The sequence below is a fragment of the Streptomyces sp. NPDC048171 genome, assembly GCF_043202655.1.
In the GTDB taxonomy this organism is placed as follows: domain Bacteria; phylum Actinomycetota; class Actinomycetes; order Streptomycetales; family Streptomycetaceae; genus Streptomyces.
In genome coordinates, this window is the sequence record NZ_JBIDAU010000004.1 from 547,626 (window position 1) to 563,140 (window position 15,515).

A 15,515-nucleotide genomic window follows, 5' to 3' on the forward strand; every position below is an offset into this window, starting at 1 on the left:
GGTCCGGCCGGCGCCGAACGGCGTCACGGACCTTCCGGAGCGGCTCCCGGACCTCCAAGGACGCCACGGATGCGCCGCCCCGGCCGTGAGGCCCGGCACCGCGCGTCCCCCGCGGGGACCGCCGTCGTCCCGCCCCCCAGTGATGGGGGTGCCGGCGGTCCCCGCGCAGTCTTCCGGCCGTCGCTCCGTCAGTCCTCCCAGGCGTCGTCCCGCCGTGCGCGGCGGCGTCCGAACAGGCCAGGGTTGGTACGGGCGGCCTGCACGACGTTCACGCCGACGATGCCCGCCCAGGCGACCAGCAGGCCGGGGAGATCGGCGACTCCGCCGCCGATCGCGGACAGGGGGACGGCGAGCACCAGCGAGACGATGCCGAAGCCGAAGCGCTCGCCGAAGGAGTCCGTGGATCTCGGCGTCCGGCTCTCCCGGGCCGTGGTCATCTGCTGCTCGGCGACCTGCCGGCGCACCCGGCGCTCGACCGCGCCGTCGATACGCTGGTCGACCTTCTCCAGGAACGAGTCGACCAGCGCGGACTCGTACTCCTCGCCCAGCTCCCTGCGGGTCTGCAGGGTGGCGTCGAGTTCCTTCTTGAGGTCGGCGTCCCGCGCGTCCATTCCCGTCATGCCTTTCAAAGTAGGCGGCCGGGGTGGCGGAGGCACTGGGGATAGCCCCCGTTTCCGGCGGGGGAAGACCCGTAGGGGGCCGGGAGGGGAAGGGATGAGGCCGACGGTCACGCCTGCCCCGAGGCGGCGGCGAAGACCTGGCGGACGAAACGTCGTTGCCAGGGCACCTCGACGGCACGGGGATGGTAGTTCCGCCGCACCCACTTGACCGCCTCCCGGGGGTCCATGCCCTCGAAGACGCAGATCGCGGACAGTGCCGTACCGGTCCGGCCGACACCGCCCCCGCAGCAGACCTCCACCCGTTCCTCCGGGGCGCGGTCGTGGGCGTCGCGGAGTGTGCGCATCGCCTCCATCGGCTCGGCGGGGAGCCAGAAGTCCCGCCAGGGGACCCAGACGGACTCCCACGGCGGGCCGGGCGGCTCGTGGTCCGTCAGGTGCACGGCGAACGTCGGTGTCTGCCCCGCCGGCAGGTCATACCGGAGGCCGCGCCCCCGAAGCAGCCGCCCGGAGGGCAGTCGCAGCACCCCGGGAGCATCGGCGTTCCACAAGTCGGTCATCTCGAACCCCGTTCCGATCGGTCTCGTAGCGCTCGGCATCGTGCGGCCCGGCGCCTCGCTGTATAACGGTATGCAGTGAGCGGGCGACATGAATAGACCAAGGGGGAGCACGCCATGAGCGGGACCAGCGGGACCGGTGCGGCCGGCGGCGCCAACGGGGCCGACAGCCCGGCCGCGCGGCTGCAGGCGTTGTTCGAGGGGCACCGGCTGACGCCGACCCAGCGGCGCATCGCGCACAGCATGGTGCGCCGCGCACCCGAGGTGCCCTTCCTGTCGAGCGTGGAACTGGCCGAACTGGCGGGCGTCAGCCAGCCGTCCGTGACCCGCTTCGCCGTCGCGCTCGGCTTCGACGGCTATCCGGCGCTCCGCCGCCATCTGCGCGAGGTCGCCCCGGCGGAACCGGACGCCGGCACCGCCTCCCGCAACGAGTACCAGCAGGCGGTGGCCGCCGAGATCGAGAACCTGCGGCATCTGGCGGAGGTGCTGGCCGACCCGGGGCCGGTGGGGGAGGCCGGCCGCCTGCTCGCGGGGAGCCGGCCGCTGCCGGTGCTGGGACTGCGGGCCGCTGCGGCCCAGGCGCACGGCTTCGCCTACTTCGCCGCGAAGGTCCACCCGGACGTCCGGCTGCTCAACGAGGGCGGCACGATGCTCCACGACCGCGTCGACGCCGCCGTCCGGGCCGGCGCCACCGCCCTGCTCTGCTTCGCCCTGCCCCGGCATCCGCGCGAGGTCGTCGACGCGCTCACTCACGCCAAGGAGGCCGGGCTCATGGTGGTGACGGTCGCCGACTCCGCCTTCGCGCCCGTCGCCAAGGTGTCCGACCTGCTGCTGCCCGCCGCCGTCGGCACCGGTCTCGCCTTCGACACCGCCTGCGCGCCGATGCTCCTTGGCCGGGTGCTGCTCGAGGCGATGTGCGACGACCTGCCGGACGCGCAGGCCCGGCTGGAGGAGTTCGACACCAAGGCCGCGGCGCGGGGGCTGTTCGTGGAGTGAGACGGACGGCGGACGCGTTCTCAGACTCGTCTCAGCTTGCCCCGTTACAGTGCGGCGCCTGACACGCCCTGCAGGCGTGTCGCACGGGCAGAAACGGGACGGGAGGCAGGACGTGGCGCGCGGAGGACAGGTGGGGCTGGCTCGGGTCGCCGTCGTCGTACGGGCGGGAGCCGCACCGCTGTGGTGGCCGGGCCTGCTCGCGGCGGGCGCCGGCGTGCTGGTGCCGGGGCTGACCGGTCGCCGGATCGGCGTACTGGCCGGTGCCGCGCTCTTCATCGTCTCGGCGGCCGTCGTGGCGTGGACGCGGCGCGGGCGCTACACGGCCCTGGCCGGCTCGGCCGCCCGCGCGGGCAGGCACGACGTGCTCCAGGACCGCGCGGTGACCCTGCGCAACTGGCGCCGGGGCCACCGCCGGTGGCTGCTCCTCGCCTTCCTCGCCGCCCTGGGCAGTTCCTTCGCTGTGCCCGCCGCGGGCGGACTGGTGATGGCCGGCTGCGGCGCGGGCCTGTGGCTCAAGTCCGCCTGGATCGGCCGTCTGGAACAGTCCGGCGACGCCCTGCTGTGGGTCCGCGTGGACTGGCTCGCCGACAACACCGGCCGCCCGGCGGGCAGGAAGGTCAGGACCTACCGCAGCACGGGCATCGCGGCAGGCGACGCGGCCCCGGGCGGCGCGAGGCGCAAGGCCCCGACACCGGTCTGACGGCCTCGTCGGGGGCGCGGGGCGGTGACCTCATGAGGCTCCGCCGCCCGGCGCGCCCGGCCACGACGCACACCCGCCCTACGAACGGCCGGCACCCCCGCGGCGCACGGCCACGGTCAGCGCGTCGGCGTGCTCCCCACCCGCCTCGGCCACGATCTCCTCGACGCGCTGCTCCTCCCGCACGGTGGCGAACGAGACACCCCCGCCCTCGTCGGAGACGAACCCGTACACCCCGGGCCGCGCCAGCGAGTTGTACGCGTAGTGATGCGCGAAGTAGTACGCCCCCGTGTCCAGCGCCGCGGCGTAGTCCCCCTGCGCCAGCAACGGCATCGCCCGCCCCACGGCCAAGAGGTCGCCCGCGAAGCACGCCGGCCCCGCCACGTCCTGCACCACGTCGGGCCCCTCCTTCGGCAGCCCCTTGCCGTCGTACGCGGCGATCCGCAGCGGCCACGCCCCCGGCGCGTACACCGTCCGCGTCGCGACCTGCACGCCCGCGTGCGTCACGGCGACCGGCCGCCCGCCCGCGCTCTTGGCGTACTCGACGCGCGCCACGACCGTGCCGTGCTTGGCCAGCAGGGACCGCCCGAACTCGGTGACCAGCCCGTACCGCCCGTCGAACAGCCCCGGCACCGCCTCGCGCAGTACGCGCGCGTACTCGGCGTACGTCGGCGACTCCTCGTCCGACCCGAAGTTCACCGGCAGCCCGCCGCCGATGTCCAGGGTGTCGACCTGCTGCCGCCCGGCCCGCTCGTTGATCTCCTCGGCGAGGGCGTACGACGCCGCCACGCCCTCGGCCATCAGGGTGAGCGGGATGCCCTGGGAACCGGTGTGGGTGTGCAGCCGGGTCAGCCACGGCCGGTCCAGATAGGCCCGCACCACCCACTCCCGCGCCCCCTCGTCCCGCAGCGCCACGCCGAACTTCGAGGTCGCGGTCGCCGTCGAGAGGGCCTCGATGGAACCCCCGCCGACCTGCGGATTCACCCGAATTCCGAGGGGTGAGGCGGTGTCGGGCAGGGACTTCACCAGGGCGTCGAGGCGCTCCAGCTCCTGGGGGTTGTCCGCGTTGACCGCGATCCCCAGCTCCAGCGCCTCCCGCAGCTCGGCCGGCGTCTTCGCGGGCGAGTCCAGCACCGTCCGAGCCGCCGGCACCCCCGCGGCCCGGGCCAGCGCCAGCTCGCCGGGGCTGGCCACCTCCACGCCTATGCCCTCCTCGTGCAGCAGCCGCAGCACCGGGACCAGCGGGGTCGCCTTGACCGCGAAGGCGTGCAGCACGGGCGTGCCCGGCGCCGTCACCGCGTCGAACGCCGCCCGCAGGGCCGCGGCCGACTCCCGGATCCCGGCGACGTCGAGAAGCCCGACGATCGGAACGTCCGGCCCGAGCAGCCCCTGCTCCACGGCGGCCCGCACCGCCCCGTCCCGCCGCACGGCCCGCTCCGTCCCCGTGCCGTCGAGCCCCGTGCCGTCGAGGTCACCGCTCATGCCCGTGCCGTCGCTCACGCGATCCTCCCTGCCGTCGCTTCCTGCCTGTACATCCAGCCAAACACTCGCACGCGCCCGGCGCGGGACACGAACGTATTGACTAGTTCTATTCACGAAGCGAGTATGTGAATATCCGTAGTAACAATCCGCCGGGAGCAAGCCACCAGGAGGCAGACCATGTCCGGACCCCGCCCCGTCCGAGCACCACGCGGGACCACGCCGAGTGCCCTGGGATGGCAGCAGGAGGCCGCCCTGCGGATGCTGCAGAACAACCTCGACCCCGAGGTCGCCGAGCACCCCGACAAGCTCGTCGTCTACGGCGGCACCGGCAAGGCGGCCCGGGACTGGCGCTCCTTCGACGCCATGGTCCGCACCCTGGAGACGCTCAAGCAGGACGAGACGATGCTCGTCCAGTCCGGACGCCCGGTCGGCGTCATGCAGACCCACGAGTGGGCCCCGCGCGTCCTCATCGCCAACTCCAACCTCGTCGGCGACTGGGCCAACTGGGAGGAGTTCCGCCGTCTGGAGGCCCTCGGCCTGACCATGTACGGGCAGATGACGGCCGGCTCCTGGATCTACATCGGCACCCAGGGCATCCTCCAGGGCACCTACGAGACCTTCGCCGCCGTCGCCGCGAAGAAGTTCGGCGGCACCCTCGCCGGGACCATCACCCTCACCGCCGGCCTCGGCGGCATGGGCGGCGCCCAGCCCCTGGCCGTGACGATGAACGACGGCGTCGTGATCTGCGTCGACTGCGACCCGCGCGCCATCGACCGCCGCATCGAGCACCGCTACCTCGACGTCAGGGCCGACTCCCTCGACCACGCCCTCACCCTCGCCACCGAGGCCCGGGACCGGCGCGAGCCGCTGTCCATCGGCGTCCTCGGCAACGCCGCCGAGGTCGTGCCGCAGCTGCTCGCCATGGGCGCCCCCATCGACATCGTCACCGACCAGACCTCGGCCCACGACCCGCTGGCCTACCTGCCGACGGGCATCGCCTTCGAGGACATGGCCGACGCCGCCCTCAAGGACCCGGCGGGCTTCACCACCCGCGCCCGCGAGTCCATGGCCCGGCACGTCGAGGCCATGGTCGGCTTCCAGGACGCCGGCGCCGAGGTCTTCGACTACGGCAACTCCATCCGCGGCGAGGCCCAGCTCGCCGGATACGACCGGGCCTTCGCCTTCCCCGGCTTCGTCCCCGCCTATATCCGCCCCCTCTTCTGCGAGGGCAAGGGCCCCTTCCGCTGGGCCGCCCTCTCCGGCGACCCCGCCGACATCGCCAAGACCGACAAGGCGATCCTCGACCTCTTCCCCGAGAACGAGTCGCTGGCCCGCTGGATCAAGATGGCGGGGGAGCGGGTCCACTTCCAGGGCCTGCCCGCCCGGATCTGCTGGCTCGGCTACGGCGAGCGCGACAAGGCCGGTGAGCGCTTCAACGACATGGTCGCGAGCGGTGAGCTGGCCGCGCCCATCGTCATCGGCCGCGACCACCTCGACTGCGGCTCCGTCGCCTCCCCGTACCGCGAGACCGAGTCGATGCTCGACGGCTCCGACGCCATCGCCGACTGGCCGCTGCTCAACGCCATGGTCAACGTGGCCTCCGGCGCCTCCTGGGTCTCCCTCCACCACGGCGGCGGCGTCGGCATGGGCCGCTCCATCCACGCCGGCCAGGTGACGGTCGCCGACGGCACCGCCCTCGCCGGGGAGAAGATCCGCCGCGTCCTCACCAACGACCCCGGCATGGGCGTCATCCGGCACGTCGACGCCGGGTACGACATCGCCGAGTCGGTCGCCGGGGAGCGGGGCGTGCGGGTGCCGATGCGCGAGGGCCGCGAGGGTGGCGCCGCGTGAGCTTCCACAGCATGTGGGCGGAGCTGCTGCCGATGGGCCGCAGCTCCGCCTCCGGCGGCTACCGCCGCTACGCCTGGACGGGCGCCGACGCCGACTGCCGCACCTGGTTCCAGGAGCAGGCCGAGACACGCGGGCTGGCCTACGAGACCGACCGCAACGGCAACCAGTGGGCCTGGCTCGGTGACCCGGCCGCCGGGGACGCCGTCGTCACCGGGTCCCACCTGGACTCCGTGCCCGACGGCGGCGCCTTCGACGGGCCCCTCGGTGTCGTCTCCGCCTTCGCCGCCCTGGACGAACTGCGCGGGAGGGGAGCGCGGTTCACCAGGCCGCTCGGCATCGTCAACTTCGGCGACGAGGAGGGCGCCCGCTTCGGCCTCGCCTGCGTCGGCTCCCGGCTCACCGCGGGAGCGCTCACCGTGGAGCAGGCCCACCGGCTGACCGACGGGGACGGCATCACCCTCCCGCGGGCCATGGAGGACGCCGGCTACGACCCGGACGCCCTCGGCCCGGACCCCGAGCGGCTCGCCCGCATCGGCGCCTTCGTCGAACTCCACGTCGAGCAGGGCCGCGCCCTCGACCTGTCCGGCGACCGCATCGGCATCGCCTCCGCCATCTGGCCGCACGGGCGCTGGCGGTTCGACTTCCGGGGCGAGGCCAACCACGCCGGCACCACCCGCCTCGCCGACCGCCGCGACCCGATGCTGTCCTACGCCGAGACCGTCCTCGCCGCCCGCCGCGAGGCCGAACTCGCGGGCGCCGTAGCCACCTTCGGCAAGGTCGGCGTCGAGCCCAACGGCGTCAACGCCATCCCCTCCCTGGTCCGCGGCTGGCTCGACTCCCGCGCCGCCGACCAGGAGAGCCTGGACGCCGTGGTCGCCGGAGTGGAGCGGGCGGCCCGCGAGTACGCCGCGGCCCACGGAGCCGACCTCGACGTCGTCCGCGAGTCCTTCACGCCCGTCGTCGAGTTCGACCACGCCCTGCGCGACGAACTCGCCCGCATCCTGGGCGGCGCGACGGAACTGAAGGTCCCCGTGCTCGGCACCGGCGCCGGACACGACGCCGGAATCCTCTCCGACCGCATCCCGACCGCCATGCTGTTCGTACGCAACCCCACCGGCGTCTCGCACTCCCCGGCCGAGTACGCGGCCGAGGACGACTGCGTGGCCGGGGTGAACGCACTCGCCGACGCACTGGAAGGGCTGGCCTGCACGTGACCCCCACCGAGCGGACCCGGACCTACTGGCTGGAGCACGCCTGGCTCGGCACCCACGTCGAGCCGGGCGTCGCCGTCGACGTGGCGGACGGCCGCATCACCGCCGTCCGCCAGGACACCCCCGCCCCGCCCCCCGGCGCCGAGATCCTGCGCGGACTGACGCTGCCCGGCCTGGCCAACGCCCACAGCCACGCCTTCCACCGGGCCCTGCGCGGTACCGTCCAGGTCGGCTCCGGCACCTTCTGGACCTGGCGCGAGGTGATGTACTCCGTCGCGGACCGGCTGACCCCGGACACCTACCGCGACCTGGCCCGCGCGGTGTACGCCGAGATGGCGCTGGCCGGCATCACCACCGTCGGCGAGTTCCACTACGTCCACCACGCGCCCGGCGGCACCCCCTACGCCGACCCCAACGCGATGGGCGAAGCGCTGATCGAGGCCGCCGCCGAGGCCGGCATCCGCATCACCCTCCTGGACACCTGCTATCTGTCGGCCGGCTTCGGCGAGCCCCCCAACACCCACCAGCGCCGCTTCTCCGACGGGACGGCGGACGCCTGGGCGCACCGCTCTTCACTTCTCAAGGAACGGGATCACGCACGGATCGGGGCCGCGATCCACTCCGTGCGGGCCGTGCCCGCGGACCAGCTGGAGACCGTGGCGCGCTGGGCCGCCGAGCGGCGGGCCCCGCTGCACGTGCACCTGTCCGAGCAGACCGCCGAGAACGACGCCTGCCACCGGGCCCACGGCCGCACCCCCACCCGCCTGCTGGCCGACCACGGCGTGCTGGGGGAGCGCACCACCGGCGTCCACAGCACCCACCTCACGGACGAGGACATCGCCCTGCTCGGCGGCAGCCGCACCGGCACCTGCATGTGCCCCACCACGGAGCGCGACCTCGCCGACGGCATCGGCCCCGCGGCCGCCCTCCAGCGGGCGGGCTCGCCGCTCTCCCTCGGCTCCGACAGCCACGCCGTCGTCGACCTGCTGGAAGAGGCGCGCGCCATGGAGCTGAACGAGCGCCTGCGCACCCGCACCCGCGGCCACTGGACCGCCGCCGCACTGCTGCGCGCCGCCACCGCCGACGGCCACGCCGCGCTCGGCTGGGACGACACCGGCCGGATCGAGACCGGCGCCCGCGCCGACCTCGCGACGGTCGCCCTCGACTCGGTCAGGACGGCGGGGCCGCTGCCCAGGCTCGGCGCCGAGACGGCCGTATTCGCCGCGACGGCAGCGGACGTACGGCACACGGTCGTGGGCGGACGGCACGTCGTACGCGACGGGGCGCACACCCTCGTACCCGACGTGCCGCGGTCCCTCGCACGGGCCGTGGAAGCCCTGCGCGCCTAGCCAACACCCATCCCCGCCCCCACGAGGACGCCACGGACGCCATGAGCACCAGCACCGTCATCACCAACATCGCCGCACTCGTCACCAACGACCCCTCCCTCGGCGACAACTCCCCGCTCGGACTGGTCCGGGACGCGGCCGTCGTCATCGACGGCGACCGCGTCGCGTGGACCGGTGAATCAAGCAAAGCACCCGCCACTGACAACCGGGTCGACGCCGAGGGCCGCGCGGTCCTGCCCGGCTTCGTCGACTCGCACTCGCACCTCCTCTTCGGCGGCGACCGCACCGAGGAGTTCAACGCCCGCATGTCCGGCCGCCCCTACAGCGCCGGCGGCATCCGCACCACCGTCGCCGCCACCCGCGCCGCGAGCGACGCGGAACTGGAGGCGGGCCTCACTCGCTACCTCGCGGAGGCCCTGCGCCAGGGCACGACGACCTTCGAGACCAAGTCCGGCTACGGCCTGACCACCGCCGACGAGTCCCGCGCCCTGCGCGTCGCCGCACGCCACACCGACGAGGTCACCTTCCTCGGCGCCCACATCGTCGCCCCGGAACTCGCCGACGACCCCGCCGCCTACGTCGCCCTCGTCACCGGCGAGATGCTCGACGCCTGCGCGCCGCACGCCCGCTGGATCGACGTGTTCTGCGAGAAGGGCGCCTTCGACGGCGACCAGGCCCGCGCCATCCTGACCGCCGGCCGCGCGAAGGGGCTGCACCCCCGCATCCACGCCAACCAGCTCTCCTACGGCCCCGGCGTCCAGCTGGCCGTCGAACTCGACGCCGCCAGCGCCGACCACTGCACCCACCTCACCGACGCCGACGTGGACGCCCTGGCGGCCGGGAACACGGTCGCGACGCTGCTGCCGGGCGCCGAGTTCTCCACCCGCGCCGAGTGGCCGGACGCCCGGCGCCTGCTCGACGCCGGGGCCACGGTCGCGCTGTCCACCGACTGCAACCCCGGCTCGTCCTTCACGTCCTCCGTGCCGTTCTGCGTCGCGCTCGCGGTGCGGGACATGGGGATGACGCCGGACGAGGCGGTCTGGTCGGCCACCGCGGGCGGCGCCGCCGCGCTGCGCCGGGACGACGTCGGCCGCCTCACAACGGGCGCGTACGCCGACCTGACGCTCCTCGACGCCCCGAGCCACGTGCACCTCGCCTACCGGCCGGGCGTGCCGCTGGTCAGCGGGGTCTGGCGGCGCGGCGTACGCGTGGTCTGAGCAGCCCGAAGGGGGCGGTCCGAACTCTCGGACCGCCCCCTGGAGGACAAGCGTCACCCGGCGGGGATCACTCCTCGACCGTGAGCCCCTTGCGCAGCCGTACGAGCGTGCGCGACAGCAGCCGCGACACGTGCATCTGGGAGATGCCCAGCTCCTCGCCGATCTCCGACTGGGTCATGCCCGCGACGAAGCGGAGGGAGAGGATCTTCCGGTCCCGGGCGGGCAGCTCGGCGATCAGCGGCTTCAGTGACTCGACGTACTCGATGCCCTCGAGCCCGTGGTCCTCGTAGCCGATCCGGTCGGCGAGCGCGCCCTCGGCGTCGTCCTCCTCCGGCTGGGCGTCCAGCGAGGAGGCGGTGTAGGCGTTCGACGCCGCCATGCCCTCGACGACCTCGTCCCGGGTCAGGCCGAGGTGCTCGGCCAGCTCGGTCACCGTGGGGGCGCGGTCGAGCCGCTGGGCCAGCTCGTCGCCTGCCTTCGCGAGGTCGAGCCGCAGCTCCTGGAGGCGGCGCGGGACGCGCACGGACCACGAGGTGTCGCGGAAGAAGCGCTTGATCTCGCCGATGATGGTCGGCATCGCGAACGTGGGGAACTCCACACCGCGCGACATCTCGAAACGGTCGATCGCCTTGATCAGGCCGATCGTGCCGACCTGGATGATGTCCTCCATCGGCTCGCTGCGCGAGCGGAAGCGGGAGGCGGCGAACTTGACCAGAGCCAGGTTCAGCTCGACGAGCGTGTTGCGGACGTACGCGTGCTCGTGCGTGCCTTCCTCCAGCGACTCCAGTCGCTGGAAGAGCGTCTTGGACAGGGCCCTGGCGTCCGCCGGAGCGACCTCGTCGTAGGCGGGGATGTCCGGAAGCCCGGCGAGTGCGTCGTCGTGGTCGACGACGGCGTCTGGGTGCTCGATGGGATCCAGATGTTCCGGAGGGAGTGTCGACGTCGCTTCCTGGGTACGCGATGCGTCGAGCCGGGGTGACATGGTGTCCTCCATCGTTCTCGGCATACGGCTGCCGAAGCCAAAAAGGTGCACTGCGGTGTGCGGCGCCTCCAAAGCCGGCCGTGTCGTTTTACGTGTCCACCTAGGCCTACCGGGTTTACCGAGGCGATCGCAAGTGTGTTCTGTACGGTTATGTCCGTTTGTGTGCGGTTGTTCGGGTGTCGCAGTGCGTTGGGAAGGCGTAGTGTTCGAGGTCGTCAGCAAGCAGTCATGACCTCGGGAGAGAGAAACGGCATGGACCGCGGGACGGTCGGCAGTGCCCAGTCGGGCCGGCTTCTGGTCGAGGTACGGGAAGAGGGCCCCAGCGCCGTCGTGACCCCGGCGGGTGAGTTGGATCACCACACCGCCGAGTTGTTGCGTGAGCCGCTGGAGGAGTGCCTCGCCAAGGGATTCAATCGCCTAGTCGTCGACTGCTCGCGCCTGGAGTTCTGCGACTCCACGGGACTCAACGTCCTGCTCGGCGCGCGGCTGAAGGCGGAGGCCGCAGGGGGCGGTGTGCATCTGGTGGCCATGCAGCCGGTGGTGGCCCGTGTCTTCGAGATCACGGGGGCCGAAGCGGTCTTCACCCTGCACGACACGCTTGCGGCCGCCCTGGCCCACGAGTCCGACTGAGCCGGTTCTTGTCCGGCCGTCGGCGGGTTGCGTGCGCCTCACGGGACGGGCGTTTTCGCCTCGTCCCGCGTTTCGTGCCGATTACAGGGGTGTTCGGACGGCCCGGTCGGGCAGGAGAGACCCTGAGTCGGCTGTACGACGTTCCTGTCCAAGACTTGAAATGTGAACTGGTGGATCGGTGAGGTGAAGCGCTGATGAGCACCACCCGGCCCTTCTCGCCGGGCGACCGCGGTCCGGAGTCCGGCGGCGCTGCCGGGGCCCCCGAGAGGGGCGTGCCCGGGACCGGGGAGTCCGAGGGCGGCGTGCCCGCTGGGCAGGCTGCCGTGATGGGCGCTCCCGTGCCCGCGCGCGCCGCCCCGGCGGCTTCCGGGACCGCGGCCCCTGCCCCGCCCGGCCCCGTCCCGGGGAGCGGGCGGCAGGTCCGCCTGCTGAACTTCGAGGACGCGAGCGGGGTCGTCCCGCTCGCCCGTGACTTCACCCGCGAGGCGCTGTACGCGTGGGGCTGGCTGCCCTCCGCCACCGCGGACCAGCGGGCCGCCGCCGAGGACGTACTGCTCGTGGTGTCCGAGCTGGTCACCAACGCCTGTCTGCACGCCGAGGGACCGGACGAGCTGCGGATCACCTGTGAGAAGAAGGTGATCCGGCTGGAGGTCTCCGACCGCGGTACCGGCCAGCCGGCGCCCCGCACACCGCACCGGGCCGGACGCCCCGGCGGACACGGCATGTTCATCGTGCAGCGGCTGTGCCTGGACTGGGGCGTCGTACGGACCCCGGGAGTGGCCGGCAAGCGGGTGTGGGCGGAGCTGGGCGCACCGGCCTAGTCCGGGTTCGTCCTTTCCCCGCCGGCGTTTGCCCTGTCCCAGTCCGGGATCGCGACTCCCGCCGGTGCGTCGCTGCGCCCGTAGTGGTGGGTCGTGAACATGTACAGGAGACCCACCGCCAGCACGATGCCGCCGCTGAGCAGCACGATCCAGTTGTCGTACCAGGGGACGTCCGGCGTGCGCGGCCAGGAGATGTTGATGATCGCGAAGAGGCCGTAGGCGAGCGCCCCGACGTTCACCAGCAGCCCCCAGCGGCCCAGCCGGAACTCGCCGCTCGGCCGCCAGCCCTTGAGCCGGGCCCGCAGCGCGGCGAGGACGACCATCTGGAACGCCGCGTAGATGCCCAGGATCGCGAACGAGACGATCTTGGTGAGGGCGTCCTCGGAGATCAGCGAACCCACCGCGATCAGGGCCGGGATGACGGCGGCGAGCAGCAGCGCGTACTCGGGCACCGCGCGCTTCGGCGAGAACTTCCGCAGCAGCTTGTGGCCGATGATCATCTCGTCCCGGGCGTACGAGTAGATCAACCGCCCCGCGGCAGCCTGCAGACTGATCGTGCAGGACAGGAACGAGATCAGCACCACGGCCATCACCAGCCGCGCACCGACCTCCCCGAGGGCGTCGAACAGCACCCGGACCACCGGATCGGAGTCCTCGCCCGAGATCACCGCCCGGTAGTCCACGACCGCCAGCAGCAGCGTCAGACAGGTGAACGTCGCCGCCGCCCCGCCGACGTAGATGGTGCGCCGCATCGCCTTGGGGATGACCTTGCCGGGGTGCGCCACCTCCTCGGCGACGTCCCCGCACGCCTCGAAACCGTAGTACTGGTAGAAGCCGATGATCGCCGCCCCCAGGAAGACGGGCAGGTAGGAGCCGCCTTCGGCCGCGCCGTAGTCGTCGAAGAGGACGCCGAGCCCGTGGAAGCGGTGCGTGGTGAGCAGGATGACGCCGACGGCGAGCGCGCCGATCAGCTCCGCGCTGAAGCCGATCAGCGCGGCCCACGACAGGGCCTTGGTGCCCGCGTAGTTGATGAGCACGGCGATGACGATCAGGGCGATCGTGCACAGCACCGTGGTGTGCACGGTGGCGTCGTACCCGAGCAGGATGGCGATGTAGGGCCCGGCACCGTAGGCGACCGAGGTGATCGTGACGAGCAGTGCCCAGAGGTACACCCACCCGGTCATCCACGCCCAGCGCTTGCCCCACAGCCGCCGCGCCCACGGGTAGACGCCGCCCGCGATCGGGTACTGCGCGACGACCTCGCCGAAGACCAGGGCGACGAGGAACTGACCGCAGCCCGCCATTACGAACGCCCAGATCATCGGCGGGCCGCCGTCGGCGAGTGCCGTGCCGAACAGGGTGTACGTGCTCACGACCGGGGACAGGTAGGTGAAGCCGAGGGCGAAGTTCGCCCACGGGCCCATCTCCTTGCGGAACTCCGACTCGCCCTCCTGGGGACCGGAGTCCGCGGCGCCGCCCGGCGCCGCGGACCGGGTCACCGCTCCTGTCCTTCCGTCGTCAGCGGACGTGGCGCGGGCCGGGCGGTGATGAGGTCCGCCGCGCGCTCGGCGGCCAGCAGCACCGTGACCATCGGGTTGATCGTCGGCATCGTCGGGAAGACGGACGCGTCCACGATGCGCAGCCCGTCGTGCCCGCGCAGCCTGAGCTGCGGATCGAGCACCGCGAGCGGATCGTCGTCGGCGCCCATCCGGCAGGTCCCCGCCGGGTGGTACACGGTGTGCGCGGCGCGGCGCCCGTACTCGGACAGGTCCGCGTCCGACGTCACGTCCGGGCCGGGGGCCACCTCGCGCAGCAGCCAGTCGCTGAGCGGTGCGGTGGCCGCCACCTCGCGGGCGATCCGCAGACCGTCGACGATGGTGCGCTCGTCGTGTCCGTCCGGGTCGGTGAAGTAGCGGAAGTCCAGCGCGGGTTTGACCTCCGGGTCGGCGCTGGTCAGCCACATGCGGCCGACGGAACGGGCGCGCGGCACGTTCGGGGTCATGCAGACGCCGTGCTGCGGGGCCGGGTAGCCCAGCCGTTCGGTGTTGACCGTGAACGGCACCTGGTAGAAGTGGAACATCAGGTCCGGTCGGGGGCCGCCCGCCGGGTCGCGGCGTACGAAGAGGCCGGCGTCGGAGTCCATGGCCGAGTTGGGCGGCAGCGGACCGCTGGTCTCCCACACGATCACCGACTCGGGGTGGTCCAGCAGGTTCTCGCCCACCCCGGGCAGGTCCGCGCGGACCTCGATGCCCAGGTCGCGCAGGTGGTCGGCGGGGCCGATGCCGGAGAGCATGAGCAGCCGCGGCGTGTCGATGGCCCCGGCGCACAGCAGGACCTCCGCCTCGGCCTCCAGGGTCGACAGGGAGCCGTCGGGGTTGCGGACCTGGACGCGGGTGAAGCGGCCCTCGCCGTCGGGCAGCAGCCGGTACGCCCAGGTCTCCAGACGCAGCGTCAGGTTGGGCCGGTCCAGGACGGGGTGCAGGTAGGCGACCGAGGCCGAGGAGCGGATGTTGGTCTCCGGGTCGTACGCCAGGGAGAAGAAGCCGGTGCCGTCGGTGAAGGGACGGGCGTTGAAGTCCTCCACGACCGGGACACCGAGCCGCCCGGCGGCGGCGGTGACGAAGTCCTGGGCGATCGGATTGCGGTCGGCGGCGCCGACGGGAACGATCGTGTTCTGCAGCCGCTGCCGGTACGGAAGGATCGTCTCGGGCCCCCAGCCGTCGCAGCCGCGGGCCACCCACTCGTCGAGGTCCTCGGGGAACGGCAGGAAGCTGATCAGCGTGTTGTGCGAGGAGCAGCCGCCGAGCACGCGGGCCCGGGAGTGCAGGATGTGCGAGTTGCCGCGCGGCTGTTCCACGGTGGTGTAGCCGTAGTCGAACTCGGAGCCGAGCAGGTTGATCCAGTTGCGCAGCCGCAGGATGCGCTCGTCGCCGACGTCGCTGGGACCCCCCTCCACCACGCACACCCGGCAGGCCGGGTCCTCGCTCAGTCGCGCGGCCAGCACCGAGCCCGCCGTGCCGCCGCCGATGATCACGTAGTCGTAGGTCGTCGTCTCGTCGTCCATGCGTCTGCCTCTCTCGCCCTGTCCGGCTCTCTCGCCCTGCC

14 protein-coding genes are annotated in these 15,515 nt (G+C 72.9%); 8 read left to right on the forward strand and 6 right to left on the reverse strand.

What is annotated here, in order from left to right; all coding sequences use genetic code 11:
- Positions 1 to 188 precede the first annotated feature (188 nt).
- Both ACGF3J_RS14120 and ACGF3J_RS14125 read right to left on the reverse strand, forming a co-directional pair.
- Complete coding sequence (locus tag ACGF3J_RS14120) at positions 189 to 611, reverse strand: hypothetical protein (protein ID WP_161326257.1); 423 nt, start codon at positions 609 to 611, stop codon at positions 189 to 191.
- A 116-nt stretch (positions 612 to 727) separates the two neighbouring features.
- A complete protein-coding gene (locus tag ACGF3J_RS14125; protein ID WP_161326234.1) occupies positions 728 to 1,177 on the reverse strand; it encodes a protein-tyrosine phosphatase family protein in 450 nt (149 codons plus the stop codon).
- Positions 1,178 to 1,291: 114 nt separating this feature from the next.
- Here ACGF3J_RS14125 and ACGF3J_RS14130 point away from each other — a divergent pair, with 114 nt between their 5' ends.
- Positions 1,292 to 2,170 carry a MurR/RpiR family transcriptional regulator gene (locus ACGF3J_RS14130; protein WP_161326233.1) on the forward strand — a complete coding sequence of 293 codons (879 nt, stop codon included), beginning with the start codon at positions 1,292 to 1,294 and terminating at the stop codon, positions 2,168 to 2,170.
- 112 nt (positions 2,171 to 2,282) lie between these two features.
- A complete protein-coding gene (locus ACGF3J_RS14135) occupies positions 2,283 to 2,870 on the forward strand; it encodes a hypothetical protein (protein ID WP_161326232.1) in 588 nt (195 codons plus the stop codon).
- 78 nt (positions 2,871 to 2,948) lie between these two features.
- Here ACGF3J_RS14135 and ACGF3J_RS14140 read toward each other — a convergent pair whose 3' ends face one another.
- Entirely contained in the window at positions 2,949 to 4,349 is a 1,401-nt protein-coding gene (locus ACGF3J_RS14140) for a diaminopimelate decarboxylase (protein ID WP_161326256.1), read from the reverse strand.
- Between the two features lie 177 nt (positions 4,350 to 4,526).
- Here ACGF3J_RS14140 and hutU point away from each other — a divergent pair, with 177 nt between their 5' ends.
- From hutU to hutI, 4 genes are read left to right on the forward strand one after another with little or no spacing between them, the layout of a single operon-like run.
- Positions 4,527 to 6,200 (forward strand): urocanate hydratase, encoded by a 1,674-nt coding sequence (gene hutU / locus ACGF3J_RS14145; RefSeq protein ID WP_161326231.1) that lies wholly within the window; start codon positions 4,527 to 4,529, stop codon positions 6,198 to 6,200.
- On the forward strand, positions 6,197 to 7,414 hold the full coding sequence (locus ACGF3J_RS14150; protein ID WP_161326230.1) for an allantoate amidohydrolase: 1,218 nt from the start codon (positions 6,197 to 6,199) through the stop codon (positions 7,412 to 7,414). Before hutU ends, ACGF3J_RS14150 begins: the two co-directional genes overlap by 4 nt.
- Positions 7,411 to 8,760, forward strand: coding sequence for a formimidoylglutamate deiminase (locus ACGF3J_RS14155; protein WP_161326229.1), 1,350 nt, complete (start codon positions 7,411 to 7,413; stop codon positions 8,758 to 8,760). Before ACGF3J_RS14150 ends, ACGF3J_RS14155 begins: the two co-directional genes overlap by 4 nt.
- Positions 8,761 to 8,801: 41 nt before the next feature.
- On the forward strand, positions 8,802 to 9,977 hold the full coding sequence (gene hutI / locus ACGF3J_RS14160; RefSeq protein WP_161326228.1) for an imidazolonepropionase: 1,176 nt from the start codon (positions 8,802 to 8,804) through the stop codon (positions 9,975 to 9,977).
- A gap of 67 nt (positions 9,978 to 10,044) precedes the next feature.
- Here hutI and ACGF3J_RS14165 read toward each other — a convergent pair whose 3' ends face one another.
- Positions 10,045 to 10,971: an RNA polymerase sigma factor SigF gene (locus tag ACGF3J_RS14165; RefSeq protein WP_161326227.1), complete on the reverse strand. Its 927-nt coding sequence runs from the start codon at positions 10,969 to 10,971 to the stop codon at positions 10,045 to 10,047.
- A 240-nt stretch (positions 10,972 to 11,211) separates the two neighbouring features.
- Here ACGF3J_RS14165 and ACGF3J_RS14170 point away from each other — a divergent pair, with 240 nt between their 5' ends.
- Together ACGF3J_RS14170 and ACGF3J_RS14175 are read left to right on the forward strand one after the other, a co-directional pair.
- A complete protein-coding gene (locus ACGF3J_RS14170) occupies positions 11,212 to 11,589 on the forward strand; it encodes an STAS domain-containing protein (RefSeq protein WP_161326226.1) in 378 nt (125 codons plus the stop codon).
- A 194-nt stretch (positions 11,590 to 11,783) separates the two neighbouring features.
- Entirely contained in the window at positions 11,784 to 12,410 is a 627-nt protein-coding gene (locus ACGF3J_RS14175) for an ATP-binding protein (protein WP_161326225.1), read from the forward strand.
- Here ACGF3J_RS14175 and ACGF3J_RS14180 read toward each other — a convergent pair.
- Together ACGF3J_RS14180 and ACGF3J_RS14185 are read right to left on the reverse strand one after the other, a co-directional pair.
- On the reverse strand, positions 12,407 to 13,909 hold the full coding sequence (locus ACGF3J_RS14180) for an APC family permease (RefSeq protein WP_346345937.1): 1,503 nt from the start codon (positions 13,907 to 13,909) through the stop codon (positions 12,407 to 12,409). The two genes, ACGF3J_RS14175 and ACGF3J_RS14180, sit on opposite strands and share 4 nt — an antisense overlap.
- Positions 13,906 to 15,474, reverse strand: a complete 1,569-nt coding sequence (locus ACGF3J_RS14185; protein ID WP_161326224.1) for a GMC family oxidoreductase — start codon at positions 15,472 to 15,474, stop codon at positions 13,906 to 13,908. The genes ACGF3J_RS14180 and ACGF3J_RS14185 overlap by 4 nt, the downstream gene beginning before the upstream one ends.
- Positions 15,475 to 15,515 lie beyond the last annotated feature (41 nt).